The sequence below is a fragment of the Nocardia aurantia genome (genome assembly GCF_009604425.1).
Taxonomy (GTDB): Bacteria; Actinomycetota; Actinomycetes; order Mycobacteriales; family Mycobacteriaceae; genus Nocardia; species Nocardia aurantia.
In genome coordinates, this window is record NZ_WEGI01000008.1 from 214020 (window position 1) to 237485 (window position 23466).

Consider the following 23466-nt stretch of genomic DNA (forward strand, 5'->3'; position numbering starts at 1 on the left):
GTGACCGCACGGTAGCGAGCCGATCGAGGAGAGTGCGACGTTGGCGGACCTGCTGTGGATGGACGAGGGCGAGATGCAGGCGGCGATCGCTCGCCTGCGGCAGGTGTCCGAGGACGGCGCCCGGACGGTCGCGGCGCTGCGGCAGCATCTGGATTCCGAGGGTGAACCCTGGGGTGACGACGAAACCGGGAAGCGGTTCGCGGAAACCTATGTGCCGGACGCCGAAAAGGGCATCTCCAATATGCAGACCGTGATGTCCGGTCTACGGTCGCTGAGCACCCAGGCGGAGCAAGCCATGGAAGCCCTTGCTCGGCAGGATATCTCGTCGGCGTCCACGATCGCCGACGTGAAATACCCGGGAGCCGTGCCGATATCGCCGGGAACGAGCCCGACGCCGGCTTCGGGGTCCACGGTTCCGGGGGCGGCCGGCGGCGTCGCCGGTCCGGACTCCGCCGGCACACGTGTGCCGACGGCTACCTCGCCGAGGTACGGATCCGCGACGCCGGCAACGGGAACCGTCTCGGCCGCACCGTCGGCGGCCGCCGGCGGACAGCCGGCGACCTCGCAGTCACCGGGTACCCGGCAGCCGACTGCGGAACAACCGGGTGCGCGACAACCAGGATCCGGGCAGCCGTCCGGCGCGGACCCGGCATCATCGCGGGGCGCTACCCCGGAAACGCGCGGATCCTCGTCCGCGCCTTGGACTCCGAGCGCCGCCGAGACGGCGGCGTCGAATTCCTCGAAGCCGCCCGCCGGGGCCGGTTCCACCCCCGGAAAAGGCTCGGCGGCGCAGTCCGGCGCGCAGCCGCCCGGTGGGTCGGCGTCCGGTGGGTCGGCGGGCCGGAATTCCACCGGTACGCCGTGGTCGAAAGCGGGTAGCGGTCCGGTCGGAGGCGAGCAGCCGCCGCGGGTGTCGCCACCGAACCGGAAGGATCGCCCGCCTCGGCCCGGGAAATCCGAGCCGCCGGAGCGGGACACTCGGCGGAAACGGCCGGTCGACGCCGGGACCGCGAAGCGGAAAACACCCGACCCCGAAGTGCTGGAACTGATCCGGGAGATGGCCGCCCGGCATCGGCTGCTGATCGAAGGCTTCGAGTCGTGGTGGATCGGGATCGTCGCGGCCGAAAACCTGGTGGCCGCGATCGATCACCTGGTTCCCCGGTTCCCGGGTGTCCTGCGGGGCATCGCGGTCGCAGAACAGTCCGGTACGCGGTCGAGGATCGAATCGACCGGCCGGCCCGGGACCCGACCCGCGCTGTGGCTGGTTCTCGATCCGGACGGGATGGCCGACCCGCGGCGATTGCTGCACGGTGCCCCCGTGGTCGCCGAATTGAGCGACAAGCACGAGGCCGATCCGGTCCGGGCGACGGTGGTCCGTGAATTCGGCCGGGCGCTCGACCTGATCGCCGGAGTGCGGGCGCGGCGCGCGGCACAGCGCGCGCTGTTGCTCGAATTCCTGCGCATCAGCGGCGTGCGGCGGGATTCGGTGCAGCGCATGATCACCGAATACCGAGGCTGGCGAAGCGAACTCGGCGACCATTGCTTCGCCGGCGGGGTGCTGGATCCCGCGGCCGCCCTGGTGAACGCCTTCGCCGAGGTCGAACTCGGCAAGCCGGGGCAGGCCCATCCGGCGGCCCGCGCGCTGCACCGCCTGCTCACCTCCGTGGCGGAGCAGATCGCCACCACCGGGTCCGACTGAGTCGCTCAGCCCCCGGTCATCCAGGGATCGTTGGACTTCAACGCGGCCAGCAGCAGCCGGACCGCCGCGACTCGCCGGTGTTTCCCGGGCAATTCGTCCAGCGCGCATTCCGGATCGGCCGGCGGGCCCAGATGGGTGCAGCCGCGCGGGCAGTCCTCGATGGCACCGGACAGATCCGCGAAGGCGTGGATCACGTCGTCGGCGGTGATGTGCGCCAACCCGAACGACCGGATCCCCGGCGTGTCGATCACCCAGCCGCCCCCGGGCAGCGGCAGCGCCACCGACTGCGTCGAGGTGTGCCGCCCCTTGCCCACTCCGGACACCTCGCCGACCGCTCGTTCCGCGTCCGGCACCAGACGATTGACCAACGTCGACTTACCCACCCCGGAATGCCCGAGCAGCGCGGTGAGCTTGTCGTGCAACAACTCCCGGATCGGCTCCAGCGGATCCTCGCGTCCGCCGTGCACGATGGTCAGGTCGAGATCGGTGAATTCCGAGGCGAATTCGGATTCGCCCGCCAGATCGTGTTTGGTCAGGCACAGAATCGGTTGCAGCCCACCGGCATACGCAGCCGCCATGGCTCGCTCCACGAATCCGGTGCGGGGCGGCGGATCCGCCAGCGCCACCACGATGAACAGTTGCTCGGCATTGCCGACCACCACCCGCTCGAACGGATCGGTGTCATCGGCGGTGCGGCGCAACACCGTTCGCCGCTCGGCCACCCGCACGATCCGGGCCAGGGCATCCGGCCGGCCGGACAGATCGCCCACCAGATCCACGTTGTCGCCCACCACGATCGGCGTCCGCCCCAGTTCCCGCGCCCGCATCGCCACCACCCGCCGAAAGCCGATCGGCGCGGGGGAGTTTCCACCCGAACCCGTTCCGCCGGTCGGACTCGCCGCACCGGTCGGACCCGCGGCAGCTCCGGCGAGCCCGCCGCGCTCGGCGGCATCGGCGTTGCTCGCGCGGTCGGCTGCTCCAGGGATCCCGCCGGAGTCGTCCGCCGCATCGGCCGGGTCCGGTGTGCCGATATCGCCGGCAGCCGATGCGCCGTCGTCCGGCGCCGCATCGCCGTCCGCGAGCACACAGCTCCACCGCCCCCGGTCGACCGCGACGACCATGGCCGGCACCGCGTCCCGATGTTCGGGCCGGGTCTTGGTGCGCGGCCGGGAGCCCCTGCCCGGGCGGACCCGGGCATCGGACTCGTCGTACTCGCGCCGCCTCAGGAGGCGGCCTCCGCCAGCATGCCCTCCCACAGCTCGACGAAGTTCGGCAGCGTCTTGCCGGTGGTGCCGATGTCCTCGATCCGCACACCCGGTACCACGAGCCCGAGAATCGCTCCGGCAGTAGCCATCCGGTGATCGGCGTACGAGTGCCAGTCGCCGCCGGACAGCGCCTTCGGCACGATGTACAGCCCGTCGTCGGTCTCGTCGACCTTGCCGCCGAGCCGGTTGATCTCGGTGGCCAGCGCCGCCAGCCGATCGGTCTCGTGCCCGCGCAGGTGCGCGATGCCGCGCAGCCGCGACGGCGAATCCGCAAGGGCCGCAAGCGCGGCCACGGTCGGCGTCAGCTCGCCCACGTCGTGCAGGTCGATGTCGATGCCCGCCAGCCGTTCCGGGCCGCGCACCGTCAGCTTGCCGTCGCCGCGGCGCGCCTCCGCGCCCATCCGCACCAGGATCTCCCGGATCACGTCGCCGGGCTGGGTGGTCAGCTGCGGCCAGTGCGGCACGGTGACCTCGCCGCCGGTGACCGCGGCCGCCGCCAGGAACGGCGTCGCGTTCGACAGGTCCGGCTCGACCTCCCAGTCGACGCCGTGGATCGGGCCCGGCGCCACCGTCCAGATCTGCGGCTCGCGCGGATCGGTCGGCGCCTGGACCTGGACATCGGCCTGCCGCAGCATCTGCACGGTCATCTCGATGTGCGGCATCGAGGGCAGCGGCGCGCCCTGGTGGTGGACGGTCAGGCCCTGTTCGAACCGCGCCGCCGACAACAGCAGGCCCGAGACGAACTGCGACGACCCGGACGCGTCGATCCGCACCTGCCCGCCGGTCACCGCGCCCGTGCCGTGCACGACGAACGGCAGCGAATCCCCGTCGATGTCGACCCCGAGCCCGCGCAGCGCCTGCAGGATGGTGCCCAGCGGACGCAGCTTGGCCTGTTCGTCGCCGAAGAAGGCCACATCCCCGTGCGCCAGCGCGGCCACCGGTGGCGCGAAGCGCATCACGGTGCCGGCCAGCCCGCAGTCGACGGTGGCGCTGCCGAGCGTCGCCGGGGTCACGGTGAGTTCGTCACCGTCCCCCTCGATCCCGGCGCCCATGGATCGCAGCGCGGCGATCATGAGATCGGTGTCGCGACTGCGCAGGGCGCCGCGGATGGTCGAGGGGCGATCGGCAAGTGCGGCCAGGATCAGCGCCCGGTTGGTGATCGACTTCGACCCGGGCAGGGTGACGGTCGCACGGACGGGACTACCGGCATGGGGGGCGGGCCAGAAACTCACCCCACCATCTTTACCCATCAACCGGTCATCCAACCCATACGGTCCCGAACCAGCGCGTCATTTGTGCCGGCCGTGGATCATCGGGATGACCCGGTGCAGCAGTTTCATGGTCGAGGCGGTCCGCTTGTAGCTCAGCAGCGCCATGCCCGGAATGGTGAAGCGCTGCACCGCGATCGAGTGCGCGCGGCTGAATTCCAGCAGGCCGGGAGCGCCGTGGATGCGGCCGATGCCCGAGTCGCCGACGCCGCCGAACGGCAGCGCGGAGATGGCGGCGAATCCGAGCACCGAGTTGACCGAGGTCGCGCCGACCCGCAGTCGGCGGGCGATCTCCAGCCCGTGCTTGCGGGACCAGACCGCCGAGCCCAGGCCGTAATTCGAGTCGTTGGCCAGCCGCACGGCCTCGTCGATGCCGCTCACCGTGCGAATGGTGACGGTGGGACCGAAGGTCTCCTCGGCGACCGCGGTCGATTTCTCGTCGACGTCCACCAGCACGACCGGGTCGATGTAGGGCGGGTGCACCGATTCCGGGCCGCCGAGCACGGCCGTGCCGCCGTCCTTCAGCGCGTCCTCGATGTGCTTGCGGACGATCTCGATCTGGCTGGGCATCGTCATCGGCCCGTACGAGGCGCCCGCGTCGGAACCGGGCCGCACGTTCGACAGGATGCGTTTGACCTCGGCCACGAACTCGTCGCTGATCGACTTGTCGACGTACACACGCTCCACACCGGCGCAGGTCTGGCCGCTGTTCATGGTGGCGCCGTAGGCGACCGAGTCGGCGGCCGCGGCGATGTCGGCGTCGGCGGCGACGATGACCGCGTCCTTACCGCCGCACTCGAGCAGCACCGGGGTCAGATCGGCGGCCGCCGCGGCCATGATCTTCTTGCCGGTGGCGGTGGAACCGGTGAACGCGATCTTGTCGACCCCGGCGTGCACCAGCGCGGCGCCGGTCGCGCCGTACCCGTTGACCGTGATGAAGACGCCGTCCGGCAGTTCCGGATTGGCCTCGGCGAACAGCGCGGCCAGGTAGTTGCCGATGGTGGTGGAATATTCGCTCGGCTTGAACACCACCGTGTTGCCGGCTGCCAGCGCGTAGGCGATGGAACCGTTCGGGGTGTAGACCGGGTAGTTCCACGGGCCGATGATTCCGACGACGCCGAGCGGGCGATAGTCCAGATGCGCCGCGAAATTGGACATCAGCGCGCCGGGGGAGACCCGCTTCGACTTCAGGACCTTCTCGGCGTTCTTGGCCGACCACGAGATGTGCTCCAGCGCGAGCATCAACTCCAGGAAGGCGTCGTCGCGCGGCTTGCCGTTCTCCCGGTAGATCAGATCGCAGAATTCGTCGGCCTTGGCCGTGATGCGGCTCGCCCAGCGCAGCAGATGCTTCTTGCGCTGGTCGAAGCTCAGTTCGCCCCAGGTGGCGGCGGCGGTGCGGGCCTTCGCCACGGCCGCGCGGACCGCCTGCTCGTCGGCGATGGGATGGGTGGCGACGGTTTCACCGGTGGCCGGATCCACCGAGGTCAGAATCGAGGTGTCCCGCACTACTGCGGATTCGGTGGTGGACATGCGGCATCCCCTTTATACGACGACGTCGGCTACGACGATGTTGGCTCGAAACTCCCACACCATAGAAGTGATGTCAACCGCCCGCAGATGCATTTCCGGCCATTCTGGCGGGCCGCTTTCCGGCACCGCGCGGCCGCGATCGCCGGACCCGTCCGGCATCCGGTGGCAGCATGGAACTCATGTGCGGCAGATACGCGACCACTACGAATCCGGCCCGGCTGGCCGCCGAACTCGACGCCCTGGACGAGACCGGCGACCGGCCCGACTCCAAATACACCGGTCCCAATTACAACGTGGCGCCCACCAACCAGGTGCTCACCGTGGTCGAACGGCACGACCGCGAGCAGGCCGACGACGATCCGCGATTACGCATCCGGCGCATGCGCTGGGGCCTAATCCCGGTCTGGGCGAAGGCGGGGGAGCCGGGGGTGCCCGCCAAGGGCAAGCCGTTGTTCAACGCCCGCGCCGACAAGGCCGCGACGACCGCGTCCTTCCGGGACGCGGTGAAGAAGCGGCGTTGTCTGGTCCCGATGGACGGCTGGTACGAATGGGTGGTCGAGGGCGCTCCGGACGCGAAAGGCAAGGCCGTCAAGCAGCCTTTCTACATGGCCCACGCCGACGGTTCCCCGCTGTACATGGCCGGGCTGTGGTCGGTCTGGCGCGATCGCGACCACCCGGCCCTGCCGCCGCTGCTGTCCTGCGCGATCCTCACCACCGACGCGGTCGGCGACCTGACCAAGATCCACGACCGCATGCCGCTGCCCATGCCCCGCGAGCACTGGGCGGCCTGGCTGGACCCCGATCACCCGGCCCCGCACGAACTGCTGGAAACCCCTGCGCCGCAATCGGTTTCGGATATCGTCGCCCGTCCGGTATCGCCATTGGTCAACAGCGTCCGCAACAACGGACCGGAACTGCTCACCCCGCCCGCCGGCGGCGGCTCCGGCAGCGATCAGCTGAGCTTCCGGTAGCTGTAGTACCTATGCGAACACCCGGCGCGGTGTGCGCCGGGCGTCGTCATGCGAGGTGCCGCCCGCTCACAGCTCGCATTTCATGGACGGCGTCACGATGTTGAGCGCGCACTTGAACAGGTTCGCGCCCAGATCCATCGTCTTGCTGAGGGCGTTGTTGCCGAGCTTTTCGGCCTTCTCGGGAGCCTTCTCCAGCCGCTTGTCCTGCGGCGCCTGCGGCTGCTGCTGACCGGGCGGGGCCTGGCCGTCACCGAGCGGGAACTGATTGTCGGCGAGCGCGCCGCCGGATCCCAGCGCGAGGATCACACCGCCGGAGACGGCGACGACCATGGTGCGGAAACGCTGTCGGCCGGACATTTTCGCATCACATCCTCACATTCGAGACGAATCTGGCTCGCCAAGTAACGCACTTCCGCTGTGCGTTCTGTGTGATTTGCCTGTGTGCCCGGCGTGTCCGAGACCACGCACGACAGCGCCCCGCCGTTCCGGGAAGGGAACGACGGGGCGCGGGTGCCCGGAGACTCAGGCCGTGGCGACCGGTTCGGGCTTCGTCTCGGAACTCGCTTGGATCCCGCCCGCCGACCGCAGCGGGACCTCCTTCCAGAACAGCACCAGGACCAGGGCGATCAGCCCCATCCCCGACACCGACAGGAACACCGGCGACAGCGATTCGGCGAAGCCGACCTTGAACGGCCGCGACAGGGTCGGGTTCAGCTGCTGGATCACCGAACTGTCGTTCAGCACCCCGGCGGCGGCCGAGGTGTCGCGCGAGGCGAGCCCTGTCGACAGCGCCCGGTCGGCCGGGTTGTCCGAGCGCAGGCCGGCGGCGATGGCCTGCTGGTAGGCGGGCTGGGTCGCCGAGGCGCGCAGCTCGTCGCCGATGTTCGGCGACAACTGGGCGAACAGGATGGACAGGAACACCGCGACGCCGAGGGTGCCGCCGATCTGCCGGAAGAAGGTGGCCGAGGCGGTCGACACGCCCATATCCTTCGGCGGCAGCGCGTTCTGCAGCGCCATCACCAGCGGCTGCATCAGGTTGCCGAGGCCGAAGCCGGTGATCGCCATGAAGATCATGACCAGCCACAGGTGACTGTCCGCGTCGATGTAGTGCATCAGGAACAGGCCGACGGTGATCAGCACCGCGCCGATGCGCGGGAAGATCATGTACCGGCCGGTGCGGGAGATGGTCTGGCCGGAGACGACCGAGGCCGACATCATGCCCAGCACCATCGGCAGCATCTCGAGGCCCGCCATGGTCGGGCTGGCCCCGCGCACCACCTGCAGGTACTGCGGCAGCAGGCTGATGCCGCCGAACATGCCGGCGCCGACGACGAAGGAGATCACCACGCCGAGCGCGAAGGTCTTGTTCCGGAACATCCGCAGCGGGATCAGCGCGGCGTCACCGAGCCGCGACTCCACCCACACGAAGGCCGCCACGCCGATCGCGCCGATCACGTAGCAGGCGATGGAACCGGCACTGCCCCAACCCCATTCGCGGCCCTGCTCGGCCACGACCAGCAGCGGGACGATGCCGACGACCAGCGTCAGCGTGCCCAGCCAGTCGATGCGCACGCCCGGTTTCGACCGCTTCGGCAGATGCAGCACGCGGGTGACCACGGCGAACGCCAGCAGGCCCAGCGGCACGTTGACCAGGAACACCCAGCGCCAGCCGGAGATCCCGAGGATCTCGGCCTGCCCGGAGAACAGGCCGCCGAGCACCGGCCCGACCACGCTGGAGGTGCCGAACACGGCCAGGAAGTAACCCTGGTAGCGGGCACGTTCCCGCGGGCTCACGATGTCGCCCATGATGGTCAGCGCCAGCGAGAACAGGCCACCGGCGCCGAGGCCCTGGAACGCGCGGAACGCGGCCAGCTCGTACATCGAGGTGGAGACGGTGCACAGCAGCGATCCGGCCACGAAGATCGTGATCGCCGCGAGGAAGAACGGCTTGCGCCCGAACATGTCCGACAACTTGCCGTACAGCGGGGTGGTGAGCGTCGAGGTGATGAGGTAGGCGGTGGTGACCCACGCCTGTGCCGAATACCCGTGCAGGTCATCGGCGATGGTGCGGATCGAGGTGGACACGATGGTCTGGTCGAGGGCGGCCAGCAGCATGCCGAGGATCAGGCCGCTCATGATCATGAGCACCTGCCTGTGGGTGAAGCCGGCGCTGTTGACGCCCGGCTCGTCGGCGGTGGTTGCCGTAGTCACGAAACTGTCTCCGGTGCGGTTGTTTTCGATTCGGGGGGCTGCGGTGCGAATTTCAGGGCGAGCAGCTCGGTGCGCGCGGCCTCGAAGTCGTCGACGAATCGGCGCAGCAGGCGGGCGAGCTGTTCGCGATCGTCTCCGGTCCAGGTGTCGAGGATCCGGCCGATCCCCTCGTTGCGCAGGGCACGGATCCGGGCGGCCTTCTCCCGCCCGGCGGCGGTGACGGTCAGGACGCTGACCCGGCCGTCGGCGGGGTCTGCCTGCCGTTCGATCAGGCCCTTCTTGACCAGGCCGGCGACCTGGCGGCTGATCGTGGAGGCGTCCGAGTGCAGTGCGTCGGCCAGTGCGCCGGAGCGCATCGGGCCTTCGTGCAGCAGCCGGAACAGGATGCCGTAGGCCGAGGTCTCGATCTCGCCGTGCGAGGCCGCGGCGATCTGTGAGCTGGTGTGGTCGCGGATGCGGCCCAGCCGGATGAGCTGCTGGGCGATCACGTCGATCGCGTCGCTGCCGTCCATGGGGAACCATCACCTCCTTGCATCGATCAACTCGTTGGCGTACGTCAACTAATTGTGTACACCAACTAGTTGTAGCAAGCACACATCTGCGCCCTGTTATTCCCGACACATCGGGGCCGGTCGGAGCCCGCTCGGCTCAGTCGGTGGCGACCGGCGCGGTCACCGCGGCGGCCAGCCGGACCAGATCCGCGGGCGCGAGCTCGATCTCCAGCCCACGCCGGCCGGCGCTGCACAGCACCCGGTCCCAGCGCAGGGCCGAGGCGTCCACGACCGTCGGCAGCGGGCGTTTCTGCCCCAGCGGGGAGATTCCGCCCAGGACGTATCCGGTGGTGCGTTCGGCCGCGGCGCGATCCGCCATACCTGCCTTCGCCGCACCGAGCGCGGCCGCGGCCGCCTTCAACGACAGCGAGCACGGCACCGGCACGACCGCCACGGCCAGCTGCCCCGCCCGGCGGGTGCCGCCGGACAATTCGATCACCAGCGTCTTGAAGATCTGTCCCGCGGCCAGTCGCAACCGTTCGGCGAGCGCGGCCACCGCCTCGGCCCCGAACGAGTCGCTGCGCGGATCGTGCGCGTAGGAGTGGACTCGATGCGCCACCCCCGCCTGGGTCAGCGCGCGGATCGCCGGGGTCGGAGCACCTGCCATGCCGGACACCCTAGAGGCCGGGCTACGGGCGGGCCAACCGATTACGGCCGCGGCCCGCCGGGACGCGTACCCCGTGGCGCTCCGGGAACACAGCGGCCGTTCGCCCTGTTGCACGCGATACGCCTCTCACCCCGTGACACCGAAGGAGACAGCCGGTGAGCGTTCTGGTCCAGGATCGTCCGGCACGAGCCCTATGGCCCGTGCCCGGCCCGGGGACAGTGGTCACCGGGTTCCCGCCGCTCGACGTCCTCACGGTAGATTCGGTAGCTACGGCGATCGAAGGGATGGGCGTGACGAGCGACGAGGAACCAGCGGCCGACCGCCGGCACGGCGACGCCGGTGAGCAGGACGACCTCGAGGATCTTGCCGACCTCGCGGACGGCGATCCGGCCGCGCCGCCCGCCGACGATGTGAGCCTCGGGCAGCGGTTCGAGCGCGACGCGCTCCCGCTGCTGGACCAGCTGTACGGCGCCGCCCTGCGGATGACCCGCAACCCGGCCGACGCCGAGGATCTGGTGCAGGAGACCTACGCCAAGGCGTTCCAGGGCTTCCGGTCGTTCCGCGAGGGCACCAACCTGCGGGCCTGGCTCTACCGGATCCTGACCAACACCTACATCAACTCCTACCGCAAGAAACAGCGGCAACCCGCGCAGTACCCGACCGACGAGATCACCGACTGGCAGCTGGCCGCCACGGCCGAGCACACCTCCACGGGCCTGCGTTCGGCCGAAATGGAAGCGCTGGAGGCGCTGCCCGACGACGACATCAAGGCCGCGCTGCAATCGCTGCCCGAGGAATTCCGGATGGCGGTGTACTACGCCGACGTGGAGGGGTTCCCGTACAAGGAAATCGCCGACATCATGGGTACGCCGATCGGTACGGTCATGTCCCGGCTGCACCGCGGGCGCAAGCAGTTGAAGGGGCTGCTGGCCGACGTGGCACACGAGCGAGGGTTCGACCGGAACCGTCCGGGCAACGGCGCGCGTCAGGAGGTAACCCAGTGACCGAGCACGACTACGCGGGTGGCGCGCCGGAGCGCGGCGATTCGGGCGTGCCGGAGCAGCAGCCCGCCGATACCGGCGCCGCGGCGGAACGAAACGAACTGGATCTGCAACTGGACTGTTCGGCCGTGCTCGCCGACGTCTGGATGATGCTCGACGGCGAATGCGACGAGTCGACCCGCGCCCGGTTGCAGCACCACATCGAGAACTGCTCGCCGTGCATCGAGGCGTACGGCCTGGAGGAGAAGCTGAAGCGGCTGCTGAGTACCAAGTGCGGCGGTGAGCGCGCCCCCGAATCGCTGCGGCAGCGCCTGACGCTGGAGTACCGCCGGGTCACCATCGTCGAGACCCGCGGCGAGTCCTGAGCCGCAACGACTTTCGAGCCGGAACGCCGAACGGCACGTCATCGCATCGATGACGTGCCGTTCGGATTTTCACCCCGGCTCAGGCGTTGGGACGCTTGCCGTGGTTGGCGCCGTTCTTCCGGCGACTGCGCTTCTTGCGACCACGCTTACCCATCGATCTCTCCCTTCTGACCGCAAACCTGTGGAGAACCCGCCGCTGGAGCGTGTTCATAGCGATACAGGCTACAACCGGGCGCGTCGGCGGCCGACCGAGGGGGTTACGGGCCGGTATCCTGCTGCCGATCCGACATCGTTGTTTCGGGTGTGATTACCTCTGTACCGTCAGCGGAGAGTGGCTGTTCGACCGGGAAGGGTGTCATGGCTGAGGAAGTGCACGCGGAGATGGTTTCGACGGTGTTCCAGATCGTCGCCACCGAGGGCGCCGCGATCGCCGAGGGCGACACGCTCGTGCTGCTGGAATCGATGAAGATGGAGATCCCGGTCGTCGCCGAGATCGCCGGCACCGTGGCCTCGATCAATGTCAAGCCCGGTGACGTCCTCAAGAAGGGCGATCTGATCGCAGTGATCTCCTGACGCCGGGATGCTCAGGGGTGACGGACTCGGGGCGCGGCCCCGCACCCCGGGCCGCCGGGTGGAAGGAAACTAGATGTCGACTCTCAGTGACTTGCTGGCCGAGCACACGGATCTTCCCGGCGCGGCGGTGGATCACCTGCAACGGGTGGTCGGCGACTGGCAGTTACTGTCGGACCTGTCGTTCGCCGACCTGCAATTGTGGGTGGGTGCCGGCCCGGTGACCGACGGCGCGGATGTGGTCTGTGTGGCGCAGTGCCGGCCGACCACCGCCACCACCGTGCACTCCGAGGACCTGGTCGGTACGAGCGCCTCCCAGGCCGATCACCCGCAGGTGTTCGAGGCGCTGACCAGCGGTGCGGTCGTGCGTGTCGACACCGAGGCCGAATCGGCCGGCGTCTACCACCCGCGCCCGGTTCACGCTGTGCGGGAAGCGATTCCGGTCCGGGTCGGCACCGACGTGATCGCGGTGCTCGGCCGCGACACCGACATCGCGCGTTCCAAGATCCGCAGCGATCTGGAGCAGGCGTACATGGCCTGCGCGGACGATCTGTGCCAGATGATCGCCGACGGCACCTTCCCGGTTCTGGAGGACCGCACCGGTTCGCACTCCAGCCCGCGCGCCGGCGACGGGTTCATCCGGCTGGACACCGGCGGCAGCGTCGTCTACGCCAGCCCCAACGCGGTCTCGGCCTATCACCGGATGGGCCTGCAGAGCGAGCTGGCCGGTCAGGATCTGGCGCTGACGACCCGTTCGCTGATCACCGATCCGTTCGACGCCCAAGAGGTCGTCGGCGACATCCAGGCCGCGCTGGCGGGCAAGTCGGGCCGCCGGATGGAGGTCGAGGCGCGCGGCGCGACCGTGCTGCTGCGCACCCTGGTACTGCGCCCGCGCGGCGAACTGGCGGGCGCGGCGGTGCTGGTGCGCGATGTCACAGAGGTGAAACGCCGCGATCGCGCGCTGCTGTCCAAGGATGCCACCATCCGCGAGATCCACCACCGGGTGAAGAACAATCTGCAGACCGTCGCCGCGTTGCTGCGGCTGCAGGCGCGCCGCACCGAGAATCCGGAGGCGTTGACCGCCCTGACCGAATCGGTGCGCCGGGTCACCTCGATCGCCTCGGTGCACGAGATGCTGTCGATGTCGGTGGACGAAGAGGTCGATCTCGACGAGGTGGTGGATCGGCTGCTGCCGATCATGGCCGATGTGGCGACCGTGCACACCGCGCGGATCAAGGTACGCCGCGCCGGATCGCTCGGCGTGTTCTCCGCCGAGCGGGCGACGCCGCTGGTCATGGTCTTGACCGAATTGGTACAGAACGCCATCGAGCACGCCTTCGACGCGGGTGAAAACGGTACGGTCACAATCCGTTCGGAGCGGTCTGCGCGCTGGCTGGACGTTATCATCAGTGACGACGGACGCGGCCTGCCCGAGGGTTTCAGCCTGGAGGGCTCGGATCGGCTGGGGCTGCAGATCGTTCGCACCCTCGTCACCGCCGAACTCGGCGGTTCCATCGGCCTGCACCCGGGGACCGACGTGGGTACCGATGCGGTGCTACGAGTTCCGCTCGGCCGCCGCGCCGGTCGCTGAAACCGGATAAGCGGAACGATTTCCACGAAAACAATGAAGCCCGGCACCTGAGGTGCCGGGCCGAAAAGCGTTACGCCGGATCGTGCAGTTGTAGCGGTGGCGATAACGCGGGGTGCCGTGGTTACACGGCACTGCGGGTTCGGGTGCGTGCGTTGCGACGCTTCAGCGCCCGACGCTCGTCCTCGCTCATTCCACCCCACACGCCGGCATCCTGCCCGGACTTCAGGGCCCAGGAGAGGCATTCGGCGGTGACGGGGCAGCGAGCGCAGACCAGCTTGGCATCGGCAATCTGCGCGAGTGCGGGACCGCTGTTACCCACAGGGAAGAACAGTTCGGGGTCCTCGTCGCGACAGATGGCCTTGTGGCGCCAGTCCATTGTTCCTCTGCTCCTTTGCAAGGCGCCGCAAGGCGCCGCCGGTTTGTGGTTCGTTCACTTGTGCGACTGGAATGTTTCCGCACGGTTGCTTGTGAATGCTTTCACGAACACCGTAGATGTCAATAGCTTTGCGGTGCACCGTGGGGAAGCTCACGCTGTAAGACCCCTACATGGGGGTCTACCGCTGTCCTTTGTACCCCCTGCTGGTGGTTTTTGCAGCGCAACGACGATGTTTCTCATCTGTGTCGGGGTACCCAAGGCTGCGGCGCGATCACAGAGAGTCGCTTCGGCACGGAAGTGAAATCCACCACGTTGCGGAGCCCGATGAAGTCACCGTCAATTTGCAGCCCGATCGGCTCGCTCGCCTCGATTCGGACGGACGGTACATCGTCCAGGCGAAACAGATTGCGGGACTTCGGATCCGCGCTGGTCGAGAGCAGTTGCCGAGTCACGACCAGGGTCGACACCACCGACATGCTGCGCATGGCGAAGACCCCGAGATCCGTTTCGAACGTGGTGCCGGGGTTGGTGCGTACGGGCCTTCCGTCCAGATATGTCCACGGGTTGGTGTTCGTCACGAATGCGTAATGCACGTCCGTGACCGGTTCGCGATCGGGAATGTGCAGCGTCACAGTCGGCGGCGTGCGTTTCGCCCGGAAGAACTGCCGCACCGTGGTTCGCACATAACGGGCGGGTGTCGCGGTGTGACCTTTGGCACGACTGCGATCGATCGCCGCGCACACGTCCGCGTCCAGGCCGACGCCGGCGGCGAAGAGACACCAGCGGTCGTCCGCGAGGCACAGCCCGATGCGGCGATCACCCGTCGCGGTATCCGATTCGTGGCTCGGCGCGGTGTCCAGTTCGCGGCTCGCCGCGGTGTCTAGTTCGCGGCTCGCCGCGGTGCCAGGTTCACGGCTCGCCGCGGTGCCCGATCCGCGGGAGTCCAGCGACAGCAGGTCGATCAACTGGTTGGTCGCGGCCACCGGATCGGCCTGCATCCCCAGCCCACGGGCGAAAACGTTCGCCGAACCACCCGGAATCACGCCCAGCCGCGGGGTCCACGCCTGCCCGTCGTCGACCTCCGGCAGCGGCAGGAACCCGTTGATCGTCTCGTTGACCGTGCCGTCGCCGCCGTGCACCACGATGAGATCCATCTCCTGGGTGGCCGCCCACTGCGCCAGCTCGGCGGCATGACCCCGGTGTTGCGTGTGCGCGACCGTCAACTGGGTGCGACTCTCCAACGCGTGGGCGAGCAGATCGCGCGTCGCCGGCGTGGTCGAGGTGGCATTCGGGTTGACGATCAGGAGCGTCCGCACGCCGGACAGCGTAATGGGAGACCTGGATTCCGGTTTCGCGCGTACACCCGCGCACACCGATGACCGGGCGGACGCCACGCCCCGTAGGCTGGCGGAGTGGGCGAGCAGAGGGCGGACGATCAGGTCCCGGAGCAGACGCCGGGAACCGTGCGGGCGGCCGGGGCACTGGCCGCGCTGGAGGGCCTGATCGGTGTGATCATCGCGATCGTGCTGGTGGTCCAGGGCGCGACCGGCGGCGGTCACTCGGCAGGCGAGGTCTACGGCACCGCCGCCTGGTTCGTCATCCTGGCCGGTGCCGTGCTCGCCGCCGGTATCGGCCTGTACCGCGGCCGTCGCTGGGGCCGCGCCATCGCGGTCATCGCGCAGATCCTGTTGCTGCCCGTCGCCTGGTACATGCTCAGCTCGCACCGCTACGATCTGGGCATCCCCGTCGGCCTCGGCGCCTTGGTCACCCTGGGCCTGCTGTTCGCCCCGGCCTCCACCGAGTGGATGGCGCGCGGGTACGACGCCACCGCCTGACCCGGTCCGACCAGGGCCGCGTAAGGGCCCCTGAACGCGCGGTGAGCGCATTCCGGACAGCCGACCAGCAACAAGTCGGCAATGAGACTCCCGCACGTTCCACGGGCTTCCTGGCGGCCGCCCCGACGTGGCCACGTCTCGCTGCGCCCTTCGCTCGCCCGCGCCCGCGCCCGTCGCTCGCCCGCGCCCGTCGCTCGCCCGCGCCCGTCGCTCGCCCGCGCTCACACCTGATCGGCCGCGATGCCGGACCCCGCCTGGGGTCGTGCCCGGTTCGATCACGGTGCCGTTGTGCCCGCACGGTGCCCGAGTGTGACTTCGCGCGGTTGTGCGTGGTGTCCGACCCGTCGGCATGCCGGAGTTCTACTGGTCGCTACGCAGCGCCGAAGCTACGAATCAGCTGCGGCGCCGCGAACTTCCGGCGATCAGAATCCGGTGGGGAAGTGAGCGTCATCAGGTCCGGCCAGTCCGGTCCCACGGCTGCAACGGGTTTCGGCGCAACCGGTCACCGCGCCGGAGGGCCCGCGCCGGGGTGCGCCGCGCGGTGGCGGCGGGTCCGGCGGCCGTGCCTCGGAAGACCGGTCTCCACGTCCGGGCCCGCCGCATTTTCGCGGCTGATCAGGCCTTGGCGAGCCGGGTCAGCGCACTTCCGGACAATCGGTAGCCGAGCCACTGTTCCTGCTGCTGCGCCCCGATCGCCCGATAGAAGTCGATCGAGGGGGTGTTCCAGTCCAGCACCGACCAGGCCACCCGGCTGTAGCCGCGCTCGACCGCCACCCGGGCCAGCTCGATCAGCAGCGCCTTGCCCAGTCCGCGCCCGCGCGCCGCGGGCGTGACGTACAGGTCCTCCAGGTAGATGCCGTGCACGCCGTCCCAGGTGGAGAAGTTCAGGAACCAGATGGCGCCGCCGAGCACCGTCCCGTCCGAATCGTCCACGGCCACATGGGCGAACAGCGCCGGGGCGGGGCCGAACAGCGCGGTCCGCAACTGCTCCTCGGTCAGCGCACACTGATCGCGGGCCTTCTCGTAGTCGGCGAGGTCGTACACCAGCCGCACCAGGGCGGGAACGTCGGCGGCGGTGGCCGGGCGGATCATCGATCATCCTCCAGAGTCGGAACCAGATTGTGCGCCAACGTGCTCCGAGCCTGGTGATCGTGCCCCAGCACCGACATGCCCGCCGTGGACAGGAAGAACCGGCGCCCCTCCCGGGCATCGAACTCGTTCCAGCGGGCGATCAGTACCCGGGAGAAGTGCCCGTGTCCCACCAGGACCACGTCGCGCCCGGCCAGCGCCGGCGTCACCGAATCCAGCACCCGATCCGCCCGGGCCGCCACCTCGGCGAGGGTTTCGCCGCCGGGTACCTCGCCGGTGAAGACGGTCCACCCTGGAGCCGTGCGCTGGATCTCCGGCGTGGTCAGCCCCTCGTAGTCGCCGTAATCCCATTCGACCAGGTCGTCGTCCGGCCGCGCCCCGGACAGCCCGGCCAGTTCGGCGGTCCGGATCGCCCGATGCCGCGGGCTGGTCAGTACCAGCGGGTGGTGCAGGCGCAGCCCGTCCAGCAGGGCCCGCGCCGCGCGCGCCTGCCGCTCGCCGAGCTCGGTGAGCGGGACATCCGTGCGCCCGGTGTGCTTGTGCGCCGCCGACCACGCCGTCTCACCGTGCCGCAACAACACCAGTCGGTACTCGGTTTCGGCCATGACTCCGATCATGCCGCACGTGCGGCGGGCCATGGCCGGTCAGCCCTCGGGCGACTCGACGGGGAACAGGATGGGACTGAGCAGGTATCGGCCCCGCCCGTCCGGCGGATGCGCCAGGTGGGGGAGGATCGCCGCGCGCAACCCGGCGATGAGCTGTTCCAGTTCGGCCCGGTCCAGCCAGATCGCGTGCTGCCGGTAACCGACGAGATCTGTTGCGGGATCGGCGTTCTCGTCGTCCAGATATGCGTTGAACTCGGCGAGCAGCACACCGAGCGCGGTGGCGAACACCTGGCGGTGGTCGTCCCGGGGCAGCGCCGCGGCGGCATCGGCATCGATGACGGCCCGCTCGCGCCGCAACCGATAGCGACGTTCCACCGCCCCGCGCACCCGCCGTTCCTCGGCGACCTCGACCACCCCCGCGCCGGCGAGCAGATCGACGTGCCGATACACCGTCGCCTTCGACACGTCCGGCAGTCGCGCGCACAGTTCGGAGGTGGTGAGCGTCCGGTCGCCGCCGAGCGCGTGCACGATGCGCAACCGCGCCGGATGCGCCAGCAGTTCGAAGACGTCCACTATCGAACGTTCTCACAACCTGCTACCTTTCTCAAAAATGAGAAAGGTAGCGTGATGGCGACAGACCCCACGGCTGTGGCCGAATCCGCGGTGGCGCTGCTGCGCGCCCAGCGGTTCGACGACCTCGAGCGGATGTTCGCTCCCCGGCTGCGGGCGGTCGTGTCGGCGCAGACCGTCGCCGTCGCCTGGACCGGCGAGCTCGCCCGGGTCGGCGAGGTCCGCGAGACGGCCGCCGGCGTCACCGAACCGTCCCCGGAAGGCCTTGTGCGCGTGCGAATTCCACTCACCTGTGCCCGTGGCGGCCTGACCGCGGTGTTCGCCGTCGACGCCACCGGAGCACTGCACGGCTTCCGCCTGGCCCCCGCCGCCGGCGACGACTGGACACCGCCGCCGTACGGCCGGGGCAAGCACACCGAGCACGAAGTCACCCTCGGCGAGGCTCCCCGGGCGGTCCCCGGCACCCTGACCCTGCCCCGCGGCCGCGGTCCGCACCCCGCGGTGGTCCTGCTGGCCTCCGGCCCCACCGATCGCGACGCGACCACCGGCCCCAACAAGCCCTTCAAGGATCTCGCCCACGGCCTGGCCACTCGGGGAATCGCGGTGCTGCGCTTCGACAAACTCACCCTCGTGCACGGCGAGGTGGCCGCCGAGCCCGGCTTCACGATGACCGAAGAGTATCTGCCGCACGCGATCTCGGCCGTCCACCACCTGCGGCATCACCCCGCCGTCGACCCTGCGCGGGTATTCGTCGCCGGCCACAGCGGCGGCGGCAAGGCGGCCCCGCGAGTCGCGGCAGCCGAACCCGCCGTAGCCGGCGTAGCGATCCTCGCCGGCGACACCGTCCCCCTGCCCCGAGCCGCGGTCCGGGTGGCCCGCTACCTCGCGGAACTGGACCCCGGCGAAAACGCCACGGCCACAATCGAAACACTGTCGGCACAAGCCGCCGCCACCGCGAACCCGGCCCTCTCTCCGCACACCCCCACCACCGACCTGCTCTTCGGCTGGCCCGCCTCCTACTGGCTGGACCTGCGCGCCTACGACCCGGTCGCCACCGCCGCCACCCTGAACCGCCCCATCCTGATCGTCCAGGGCGGCCGCGACTATCAGGTGACGGTCACCGACGACCTTCCCCGCTGGCAAACCGGCCTCGCCCAGCACCCCGGCACGACATTTCGAATCCACGACGCTCTCGACCACATGCTCTTTTTCGGAACCGGCCCCTCCACCCCCGCCGACTACCAACGCCCCCACCACGTGGACGAGTCCGTGATCACCGACATCGCCGACTGGATCGCCCCCACTCCCCGCCGCAACCCCCTCATCCGCTTGCTCCCCGGACGTTCCCGCTGAAAGGCCACCACCTCAACACCTCTGAACCCGGCACCACCCGCATAGGCGGGGGTGCCGTGTGCTCCCGGCCGCGTGCTCCCGGCCGGTCAGGAGTCCGGCTGGGGTGCGGGATGGGCTGGGCGGGGGCGGGATTCGGATCAGGGTGAGGGAAAGCATGGTGGTGGGAGCGCGGTTCGATGACAGTCGAACCTATGGCGAGCGACAGCGGTGCGCGGACGTATCCGTTCGTGGTCGGTATCGAGCTGGACGGGGAGGGATACCACCCCGCGGCGTGGCGGCGGGCCACGCACGAGCCGGATGGTCTGCTCACGGGGCGGACGCTGCGGGATCGGGTGTCGGCCGCGGAGAACGCCGGTTTCACGTTCGCCACCTTCGACGATTCGATCCTGCCGCCGGGTGCCGGCCCGGCGGGGCGGATCGACGCGCTCACCAGGGCCGGTTTCGTCGCGGCCACCACCAGCACGCTGGGATTGGTACCGGTGGCCGCGGCGACCTACGCCGAACCGTTCCACCTGTCCTCGCAGTTGGCGACGCTGGACTACGCGTCGCGCGGGCGGGCCGGCTGGCTCGTCGCCGATGATCCCGCCGCGGCGGTCGCCTGGGGTGCGGCACCGCGGCTGACCGAGGCCGAGATCCGGCGCGAGCGGGTGGATTCCGTCGAAGTCGCTCGGCGACTGTGGGATTCGTGGGACGACGACGCGGTGATCCGGGACTTCGCCACCAGCCGGTTCCTGGATCGGGATCGGCTGCACTACATCGACTTCGAAGGTGAGACCTTCGCGGTGAAGGGGCCCGCCATCGTGCCGCGGCCGCCGCAGGGGCAGGTCGTGGTCTTCGGGTACGAGCCGGGGGATGTGGACGTCGTGCTCGTGCGCGGCGCGACGACCGCCGCGACCCTGGCCGCCGCCGACGAGGCCCGGAGCGCCGGCGCCACACTGGTTTTCGCCGATCTCGAGATCGCGCTGGATACGCCTGCGGCCACCGCGACGAACCGGCTCGCGGAGCTCGACGGGCACGAGAACCCCACGGCGGCAGAGCGTTCGAGGTTCGCGGGCGCCGCCGCCGAACTGGTCACGCTGCTCACCGAGCTGTCCGGCGGTCTCGACGGCGTGCGGCTGCATCCGGCGGTCGTCGACGAGGATCTGCCGGAGTTGTTCCGGCTGGTGCTGCCCCCGCTGTTGCGCTCGGGGCTGATCCGGCGGCCCGTCCCGGGGTCGACGCTGCGCGCGAATCTCGGCCTGTCCCGGCCCGCCAATCGTTACGCGAAGGAGCTCAGCCGATGACCGACGAACGCGCCGCCGGCCAGGTGCCGTTCCCGGACGCCCGCGTGCATTTCGGGATCTTCTTCCAGGGCGTCAACCACACCACGATCTGGTCGGACCTCACCAGCGGCTCGCAGATCGACTTCGAGACCTTCCGCCGCGTCGCCACCACCGCCGAGCGGGGCCTGTTCGACGCGTTCTTCCTCGGCGAGGGTCTGCGGCTGCGGGAGCAGGACGGCAAGCTGCTCGACACCGATATCGCCGGTCGCCCGGACGCCGTCACCCAATTGGCGGCCCTCGCCGGGATCACCGACCGGATCGGCCTGGTCGCCACCCAGAACACCACCTACAACGAGCCCGCGGACCTGGCCCGCCGGCTGTCCGGGCTCGACGTGCTGTCCGGCGGCCGGGCCGGCTGGAATGCGGTCACCACCGACAACGCCTGGACCGGTGCGAATTTCCGCCGCGGCGGCTACCTCGATCATTCGCAGCGCTACGAGCGGGCCGCGGAATTCCTCCGGGTGGCCCGTGAGATCTGGGATTCCTGGCCGGACGACGCGATCGCCCCCTCCCGGCACAGCGCCGGCTGGCTGCGCGGCGGCGTGCGCCGGGTCGAGCGCGACAACGAGCACTTCCGCGCGTCGATCACGCCCACCCTGCCGCGCAGCCCCCAGGGCCACCCGGTGATCTTTCAGGCCGGTGTCTCCCCGGCGGGCCGCGATTTCGCCGCCGCGCACGCCGAGGTCATCTTCTCCCCGCACGGCACGCATTTCGACGACGCGCTGGCGTTCGCCCACGACATCCGCCGCCGCCTGGTCGACGCCGGTCGGCCCGCCGACGACATCCGGATCCTGCCCGGCACCCAGATCGTGCTGGCGGAGAAGCAATCCGAGGTCGAGGAGAAGGCCCGCTGGGTGCTGGAGAATCAGATCACCGGCGCCACCGCCCTGTCGCTGGTCGGTCAGGTCTGGGGCCGGGATCTGTCCGGCTACGACCCCGACGGCCCACTGCCGCACGAGGATCCGGACGACTCGGCGATCGGCGGCACCCGCGGCGCGCAACGCGACGGTCAGAGCCGCCTCGCGATCGCGCAGCAGTGGCGCGCCCTCGCCGAGGAGAAGAAGCTCAGCCTCCGGCAGGTGGCCGTCGCCACCTCCTTCCGCTCGGGTTTCCAGGGCACCCCTGGCCGGGTCGCCGACGAACTGACCCGCTGGGTCCGCAACGGTGCGAGCGACGGTTTCAACATCTCGCCGTACCTGGTACCCACCGGGCTCGACGAGATCGTCGACTGGCTGATTCCCGAACTGCAGGAACGGGGTTCGTACCGCACGGCCTACACCGGCACCACCCTGCGCGAACATCTGGAACTGCGCCCGCCGCTCACCCGCCGCTGAGGGTCGGGTCCATCCGTGGTCGATCGCCCCACCGGGACCGTGCGCCGGGTTCCCCGGCCGGTCGCCTCGCGGCGGATCAGGACTGCCCGACGCCGTACAGTTCGGTGCCCCGGCGTTCCAGGACGGTCGACCCGGTGCCCGCGAGCGTGATCAACTCACCGTGATAGTCGGTGCGCTGCAACGGGATTCGTGACGTGGCGGCACCCGTGGCGGGATCGATCACCGCGATGCCGTCGGACACCGGGAGCAGCAGTTGCCCCGCCATCTGGGTGGGGGTGCCCAGTGCGTCGGCCGCCGTCCACATCGGATCGAAAGTCGTTGTGTTCAAAGCGATCACACTGTTGCCGGTGAACACGGTGAACGCCGACCCGACCCGCGCCACGGTGGTGCGATCCGACAGCGGCGCCGTGAGCCGATGTGTGACGATCAGATTGGCCGAGGCATCGTAGACCGCGAATTCCGGTGGGGTGCTTTCTGTTCCGGGCAGATACAGCGCGACCCGGTTGTCCGACACCGCGATCACCCGGGCGCCGTCGGCGGTGGCGCCGGGTTCGGTCAGCACGTGCGAGCCGTATTCCTCGGGCACCGTGCTGTCCTTCGGCGCCGGATTCTGCACGGTCAGCCGATCCGCGACATCGTCGGGGCAACGTTCCAGCACCGCCAGCCGGGTGGAACTCGAAGCGGCGGAGAGCAATCGGCAACCCTTGCGGGGCTGGGTCCGCGGGTTCACCGGCGCGTCGACATACCCGTACTCCAGCGTGCGCACCAGATCCGAACGCCACACCTCCAGCCGATCGGGGCCCTGGGCGACCGTGTAAGTGCCGTCCATCACGAAGGTCACCCGCTGGTCCATGAAACTGCTGCGCGCCGTCCGCCGGGCCCCGGTGTCGGCGGCCAGCAGCGCGGTCTGGCTGCACCCTCGCCGATCCCGATAGGTGGCGATGACGGCGCCGTACTGGCTCTCCGCGCCGCACAGCGGCATGTTCCGCTGGTACTTCCACAACTGCTTGCCGGTCACCGGATCGTGGCCGGTGACGGTCCCGTCGTCGGCCGTGATCGCGACCCCACTGACCGCCAGCGCCCGATCGGTCGACCCGTCCGGCGCGTGCCACAGTTCGTGCAGCGACTGCGGCAGCCGGTCGATGGGCGCGGCCGGAGCCGCCGCGCGCCCGGCGGGCTCGGAGATCGTCCCGCGCGCATCGCTTTTCGCCCACACGACGACCACCAGGATCACCACGACGACGGCGATCACGGCTGCGGCAACGAGGTCGGCGCGCGTCCGCCGTTCGGGTACGAGCACGTCAGCGAGCCTATCCGATCCCACGCAGGTCTTCGAACGCCGATAATCTCTCG

24 protein-coding genes are annotated in these 23466 nt (G+C 69.7%); 10 read left to right on the plus strand and 14 right to left on the minus strand.

The window, feature by feature from the left end:
* Positions 1–40: 40 nt before the first annotated feature.
* The gene (locus NRB56_RS19130; protein ID WP_153344099.1) at positions 41–1699 is read left to right on the plus strand and encodes a WXG100 family type VII secretion target; all 1659 of its coding nucleotides are present in this window, start codon (positions 41–43) and stop codon (positions 1697–1699) included.
* A gap of 5 nt (positions 1700–1704) precedes the next feature.
* On the opposite strand, the gene rsgA is transcribed toward NRB56_RS19130, so the two are convergent.
* From rsgA to NRB56_RS19150, 3 genes are read right to left on the minus strand one after another with little or no spacing between them, the layout of a single operon-like run.
* Positions 1705–2925 carry a ribosome small subunit-dependent GTPase A gene (gene rsgA, locus NRB56_RS19135; protein WP_227838047.1) on the minus strand — a complete coding sequence of 407 codons (1221 nt, stop codon included), beginning with the start codon at positions 2923–2925 and terminating at the stop codon, positions 1705–1707.
* Positions 2922–4214: a 3-phosphoshikimate 1-carboxyvinyltransferase gene (gene aroA / locus NRB56_RS19145; RefSeq protein WP_153344100.1), complete on the minus strand. Its 1293-nt coding sequence runs from the start codon at positions 4212–4214 to the stop codon at positions 2922–2924. The genes rsgA and aroA overlap by 4 nt, the downstream gene beginning before the upstream one ends.
* Before the next feature lie 39 nt (positions 4215–4253).
* A complete protein-coding gene (locus NRB56_RS19150; protein WP_153344102.1) occupies positions 4254–5762 on the minus strand; it encodes an aldehyde dehydrogenase family protein in 1509 nt (502 codons plus the stop codon).
* 179 nt (positions 5763–5941) lie between these two features.
* Here NRB56_RS19150 and NRB56_RS19155 point away from each other — a divergent pair, with 179 nt between their 5' ends.
* Positions 5942–6733, plus strand: a complete 792-nt coding sequence (locus tag NRB56_RS19155; RefSeq protein WP_153344451.1) for an SOS response-associated peptidase — start codon at positions 5942–5944, stop codon at positions 6731–6733.
* 66 nt (positions 6734–6799) lie between these two features.
* Here NRB56_RS19155 and NRB56_RS19160 read toward each other — a convergent pair whose 3' ends face one another.
* The 4 genes from NRB56_RS19160 to NRB56_RS19175 form a co-directional block, all read right to left on the minus strand.
* Positions 6800–7090 carry a hypothetical protein gene (locus NRB56_RS19160; protein ID WP_153344104.1) on the minus strand — a complete coding sequence of 97 codons (291 nt, stop codon included), beginning with the start codon at positions 7088–7090 and terminating at the stop codon, positions 6800–6802.
* Positions 7091–7255: 165 nt separating this feature from the next.
* Positions 7256–8944 (minus strand): MDR family MFS transporter, encoded by a 1689-nt coding sequence (locus tag NRB56_RS19165; protein ID WP_319943208.1) that lies wholly within the window; start codon positions 8942–8944, stop codon positions 7256–7258.
* Positions 8941–9456, minus strand: a complete 516-nt coding sequence (locus tag NRB56_RS19170; RefSeq protein ID WP_153344106.1) for a MarR family winged helix-turn-helix transcriptional regulator — start codon at positions 9454–9456, stop codon at positions 8941–8943. Before NRB56_RS19170 ends, NRB56_RS19165 begins: the two co-directional genes overlap by 4 nt.
* A gap of 136 nt (positions 9457–9592) precedes the next feature.
* Entirely contained in the window at positions 9593–10102 is a 510-nt protein-coding gene (locus NRB56_RS19175) for an aminoacyl-tRNA deacylase (protein ID WP_153344108.1), read from the minus strand.
* Between the two features lie 284 nt (positions 10103–10386).
* Here NRB56_RS19175 and NRB56_RS19180 point away from each other — a divergent pair, with 284 nt between their 5' ends.
* Complete coding sequence (locus NRB56_RS19180) at positions 10387–11106, plus strand: sigma-70 family RNA polymerase sigma factor (protein ID WP_153344453.1); 720 nt, start codon at positions 10387–10389, stop codon at positions 11104–11106.
* Positions 11107–11210: 104 nt separating this feature from the next.
* Entirely contained in the window at positions 11211–11468 is a 258-nt protein-coding gene (gene rsrA / locus NRB56_RS19185; protein ID WP_153344455.1) for a mycothiol system anti-sigma-R factor, read from the plus strand.
* A 79-nt stretch (positions 11469–11547) separates the two neighbouring features.
* On the opposite strand, the gene NRB56_RS40510 is transcribed toward rsrA, so the two are convergent.
* Positions 11548–11622, minus strand: a complete 75-nt coding sequence (locus NRB56_RS40510) for a 50S ribosomal protein bL37 (RefSeq protein ID WP_115061593.1) — start codon at positions 11620–11622, stop codon at positions 11548–11550.
* A 203-nt stretch (positions 11623–11825) separates the two neighbouring features.
* Between NRB56_RS40510 and NRB56_RS19190 the strand changes: the two genes are divergently transcribed.
* Both NRB56_RS19190 and NRB56_RS19195 read left to right on the plus strand, forming a co-directional pair.
* Positions 11826–12041: a biotin/lipoyl-binding carrier protein gene (locus NRB56_RS19190; RefSeq protein WP_019930910.1), complete on the plus strand. Its 216-nt coding sequence runs from the start codon at positions 11826–11828 to the stop codon at positions 12039–12041.
* Positions 12042–12114: 73 nt separating this feature from the next.
* The gene (locus NRB56_RS19195; RefSeq protein ID WP_153344110.1) at positions 12115–13629 is read left to right on the plus strand and encodes a sensor histidine kinase; all 1515 of its coding nucleotides are present in this window, start codon (positions 12115–12117) and stop codon (positions 13627–13629) included.
* A 121-nt stretch (positions 13630–13750) separates the two neighbouring features.
* Here NRB56_RS19195 and NRB56_RS19200 read toward each other — a convergent pair whose 3' ends face one another.
* The gene (locus NRB56_RS19200; RefSeq protein ID WP_019930908.1) at positions 13751–14005 is read right to left on the minus strand and encodes a WhiB family transcriptional regulator; all 255 of its coding nucleotides are present in this window, start codon (positions 14003–14005) and stop codon (positions 13751–13753) included.
* Positions 14006–14241: 236 nt separating this feature from the next.
* Positions 14242–15321 (minus strand): diacylglycerol/lipid kinase family protein, encoded by a 1080-nt coding sequence (locus tag NRB56_RS19205; protein ID WP_319943209.1) that lies wholly within the window; start codon positions 15319–15321, stop codon positions 14242–14244.
* 96 nt (positions 15322–15417) lie between these two features.
* Between NRB56_RS19205 and NRB56_RS19210 the strand changes: the two genes are divergently transcribed.
* On the plus strand, positions 15418–15840 hold the full coding sequence (locus tag NRB56_RS19210) for a hypothetical protein (RefSeq protein WP_319943210.1): 423 nt from the start codon (positions 15418–15420) through the stop codon (positions 15838–15840).
* Between the two features lie 615 nt (positions 15841–16455).
* On the opposite strand, the gene NRB56_RS19215 is transcribed toward NRB56_RS19210, so the two are convergent.
* The 3 genes from NRB56_RS19215 to NRB56_RS19225 are packed head-to-tail and all read right to left on the minus strand — an operon-like array spanning position 16456 to position 18107.
* A complete protein-coding gene (locus NRB56_RS19215; RefSeq protein ID WP_153344112.1) occupies positions 16456–16932 on the minus strand; it encodes a GNAT family N-acetyltransferase in 477 nt (158 codons plus the stop codon).
* Entirely contained in the window at positions 16929–17534 is a 606-nt protein-coding gene (locus NRB56_RS19220; protein ID WP_227838003.1) for an acid phosphatase, read from the minus strand. The genes NRB56_RS19215 and NRB56_RS19220 overlap by 4 nt, the downstream gene beginning before the upstream one ends.
* A gap of 39 nt (positions 17535–17573) precedes the next feature.
* Complete coding sequence (locus NRB56_RS19225; protein ID WP_319943211.1) at positions 17574–18107, minus strand: helix-turn-helix domain-containing protein; 534 nt, start codon at positions 18105–18107, stop codon at positions 17574–17576.
* A gap of 54 nt (positions 18108–18161) precedes the next feature.
* Here NRB56_RS19225 and NRB56_RS19230 point away from each other — a divergent pair, with 54 nt between their 5' ends.
* From NRB56_RS19230 to NRB56_RS19240, 3 genes are all read left to right on the plus strand, one after another.
* Positions 18162–19457, plus strand: coding sequence for an alpha/beta hydrolase (locus NRB56_RS19230; RefSeq protein ID WP_153344116.1), 1296 nt, complete (start codon positions 18162–18164; stop codon positions 19455–19457).
* Between the two features lie 191 nt (positions 19458–19648).
* On the plus strand, positions 19649–20740 hold the full coding sequence (locus tag NRB56_RS19235; protein ID WP_153344463.1) for an LLM class flavin-dependent oxidoreductase: 1092 nt from the start codon (positions 19649–19651) through the stop codon (positions 20738–20740).
* The gene (locus NRB56_RS19240; RefSeq protein ID WP_153344119.1) at positions 20737–22113 is read left to right on the plus strand and encodes an NtaA/DmoA family FMN-dependent monooxygenase; all 1377 of its coding nucleotides are present in this window, start codon (positions 20737–20739) and stop codon (positions 22111–22113) included. The genes NRB56_RS19235 and NRB56_RS19240 overlap by 4 nt, the downstream gene beginning before the upstream one ends.
* Positions 22114–22189: 76 nt before the next feature.
* Here the strand turns inward: NRB56_RS19240 and NRB56_RS19245 are convergent, their stop codons facing one another.
* Entirely contained in the window at positions 22190–23413 is a 1224-nt protein-coding gene (locus NRB56_RS19245) for an Rv3212 family protein (RefSeq protein ID WP_227838005.1), read from the minus strand.
* Positions 23414–23466: the final 53 nt, after the last annotated feature.

Coding starts and splice junctions, on each gene's coding strand:
- aroA (WP_153344100.1), bottom strand. CDS start 4,214: ATGGGTAAAGATGGTGGGGTGAGTTTCTGGCCCGCCCCCCATGCCGGT.
- NRB56_RS19150 (WP_153344102.1), bottom strand. CDS start 5,762: ATGTCCACCACCGAATCCGCAGTAGTGCGGGACACCTCGATTCTGACC.
- NRB56_RS19155 (WP_153344451.1), top strand. CDS start 5,942: ATGTGCGGCAGATACGCGACCACTACGAATCCGGCCCGGCTGGCCGCC.
- NRB56_RS19160 (WP_153344104.1), bottom strand. CDS start 7,090: ATGTCCGGCCGACAGCGTTTCCGCACCATGGTCGTCGCCGTCTCCGGC.
- NRB56_RS19170 (WP_153344106.1), bottom strand. CDS start 9,456: ATGGACGGCAGCGACGCGATCGACGTGATCGCCCAGCAGCTCATCCGG.
- NRB56_RS19175 (WP_153344108.1), bottom strand. CDS start 10,102: ATGGCAGGTGCTCCGACCCCGGCGATCCGCGCGCTGACCCAGGCGGGG.
- NRB56_RS19180 (WP_153344453.1), top strand. CDS start 10,387: ATGGGCGTGACGAGCGACGAGGAACCAGCGGCCGACCGCCGGCACGGC.
- NRB56_RS19190 (WP_019930910.1), top strand. CDS start 11,826: ATGGCTGAGGAAGTGCACGCGGAGATGGTTTCGACGGTGTTCCAGATC.
- NRB56_RS19195 (WP_153344110.1), top strand. CDS start 12,115: ATGTCGACTCTCAGTGACTTGCTGGCCGAGCACACGGATCTTCCCGGC.
- NRB56_RS19200 (WP_019930908.1), bottom strand. CDS start 14,005: ATGGACTGGCGCCACAAGGCCATCTGTCGCGACGAGGACCCCGAACTG.
- NRB56_RS19215 (WP_153344112.1), bottom strand. CDS start 16,932: ATGATCCGCCCGGCCACCGCCGCCGACGTTCCCGCCCTGGTGCGGCTG.
- NRB56_RS19220 (WP_227838003.1), bottom strand. CDS start 17,534: ATGGCCGAAACCGAGTACCGACTGGTGTTGTTGCGGCACGGTGAGACG.
- NRB56_RS19230 (WP_153344116.1), top strand. CDS start 18,162: ATGGCGACAGACCCCACGGCTGTGGCCGAATCCGCGGTGGCGCTGCTG.
- NRB56_RS19235 (WP_153344463.1), top strand. CDS start 19,649: ATGGCGAGCGACAGCGGTGCGCGGACGTATCCGTTCGTGGTCGGTATC.
- NRB56_RS19240 (WP_153344119.1), top strand. CDS start 20,737: ATGACCGACGAACGCGCCGCCGGCCAGGTGCCGTTCCCGGACGCCCGC.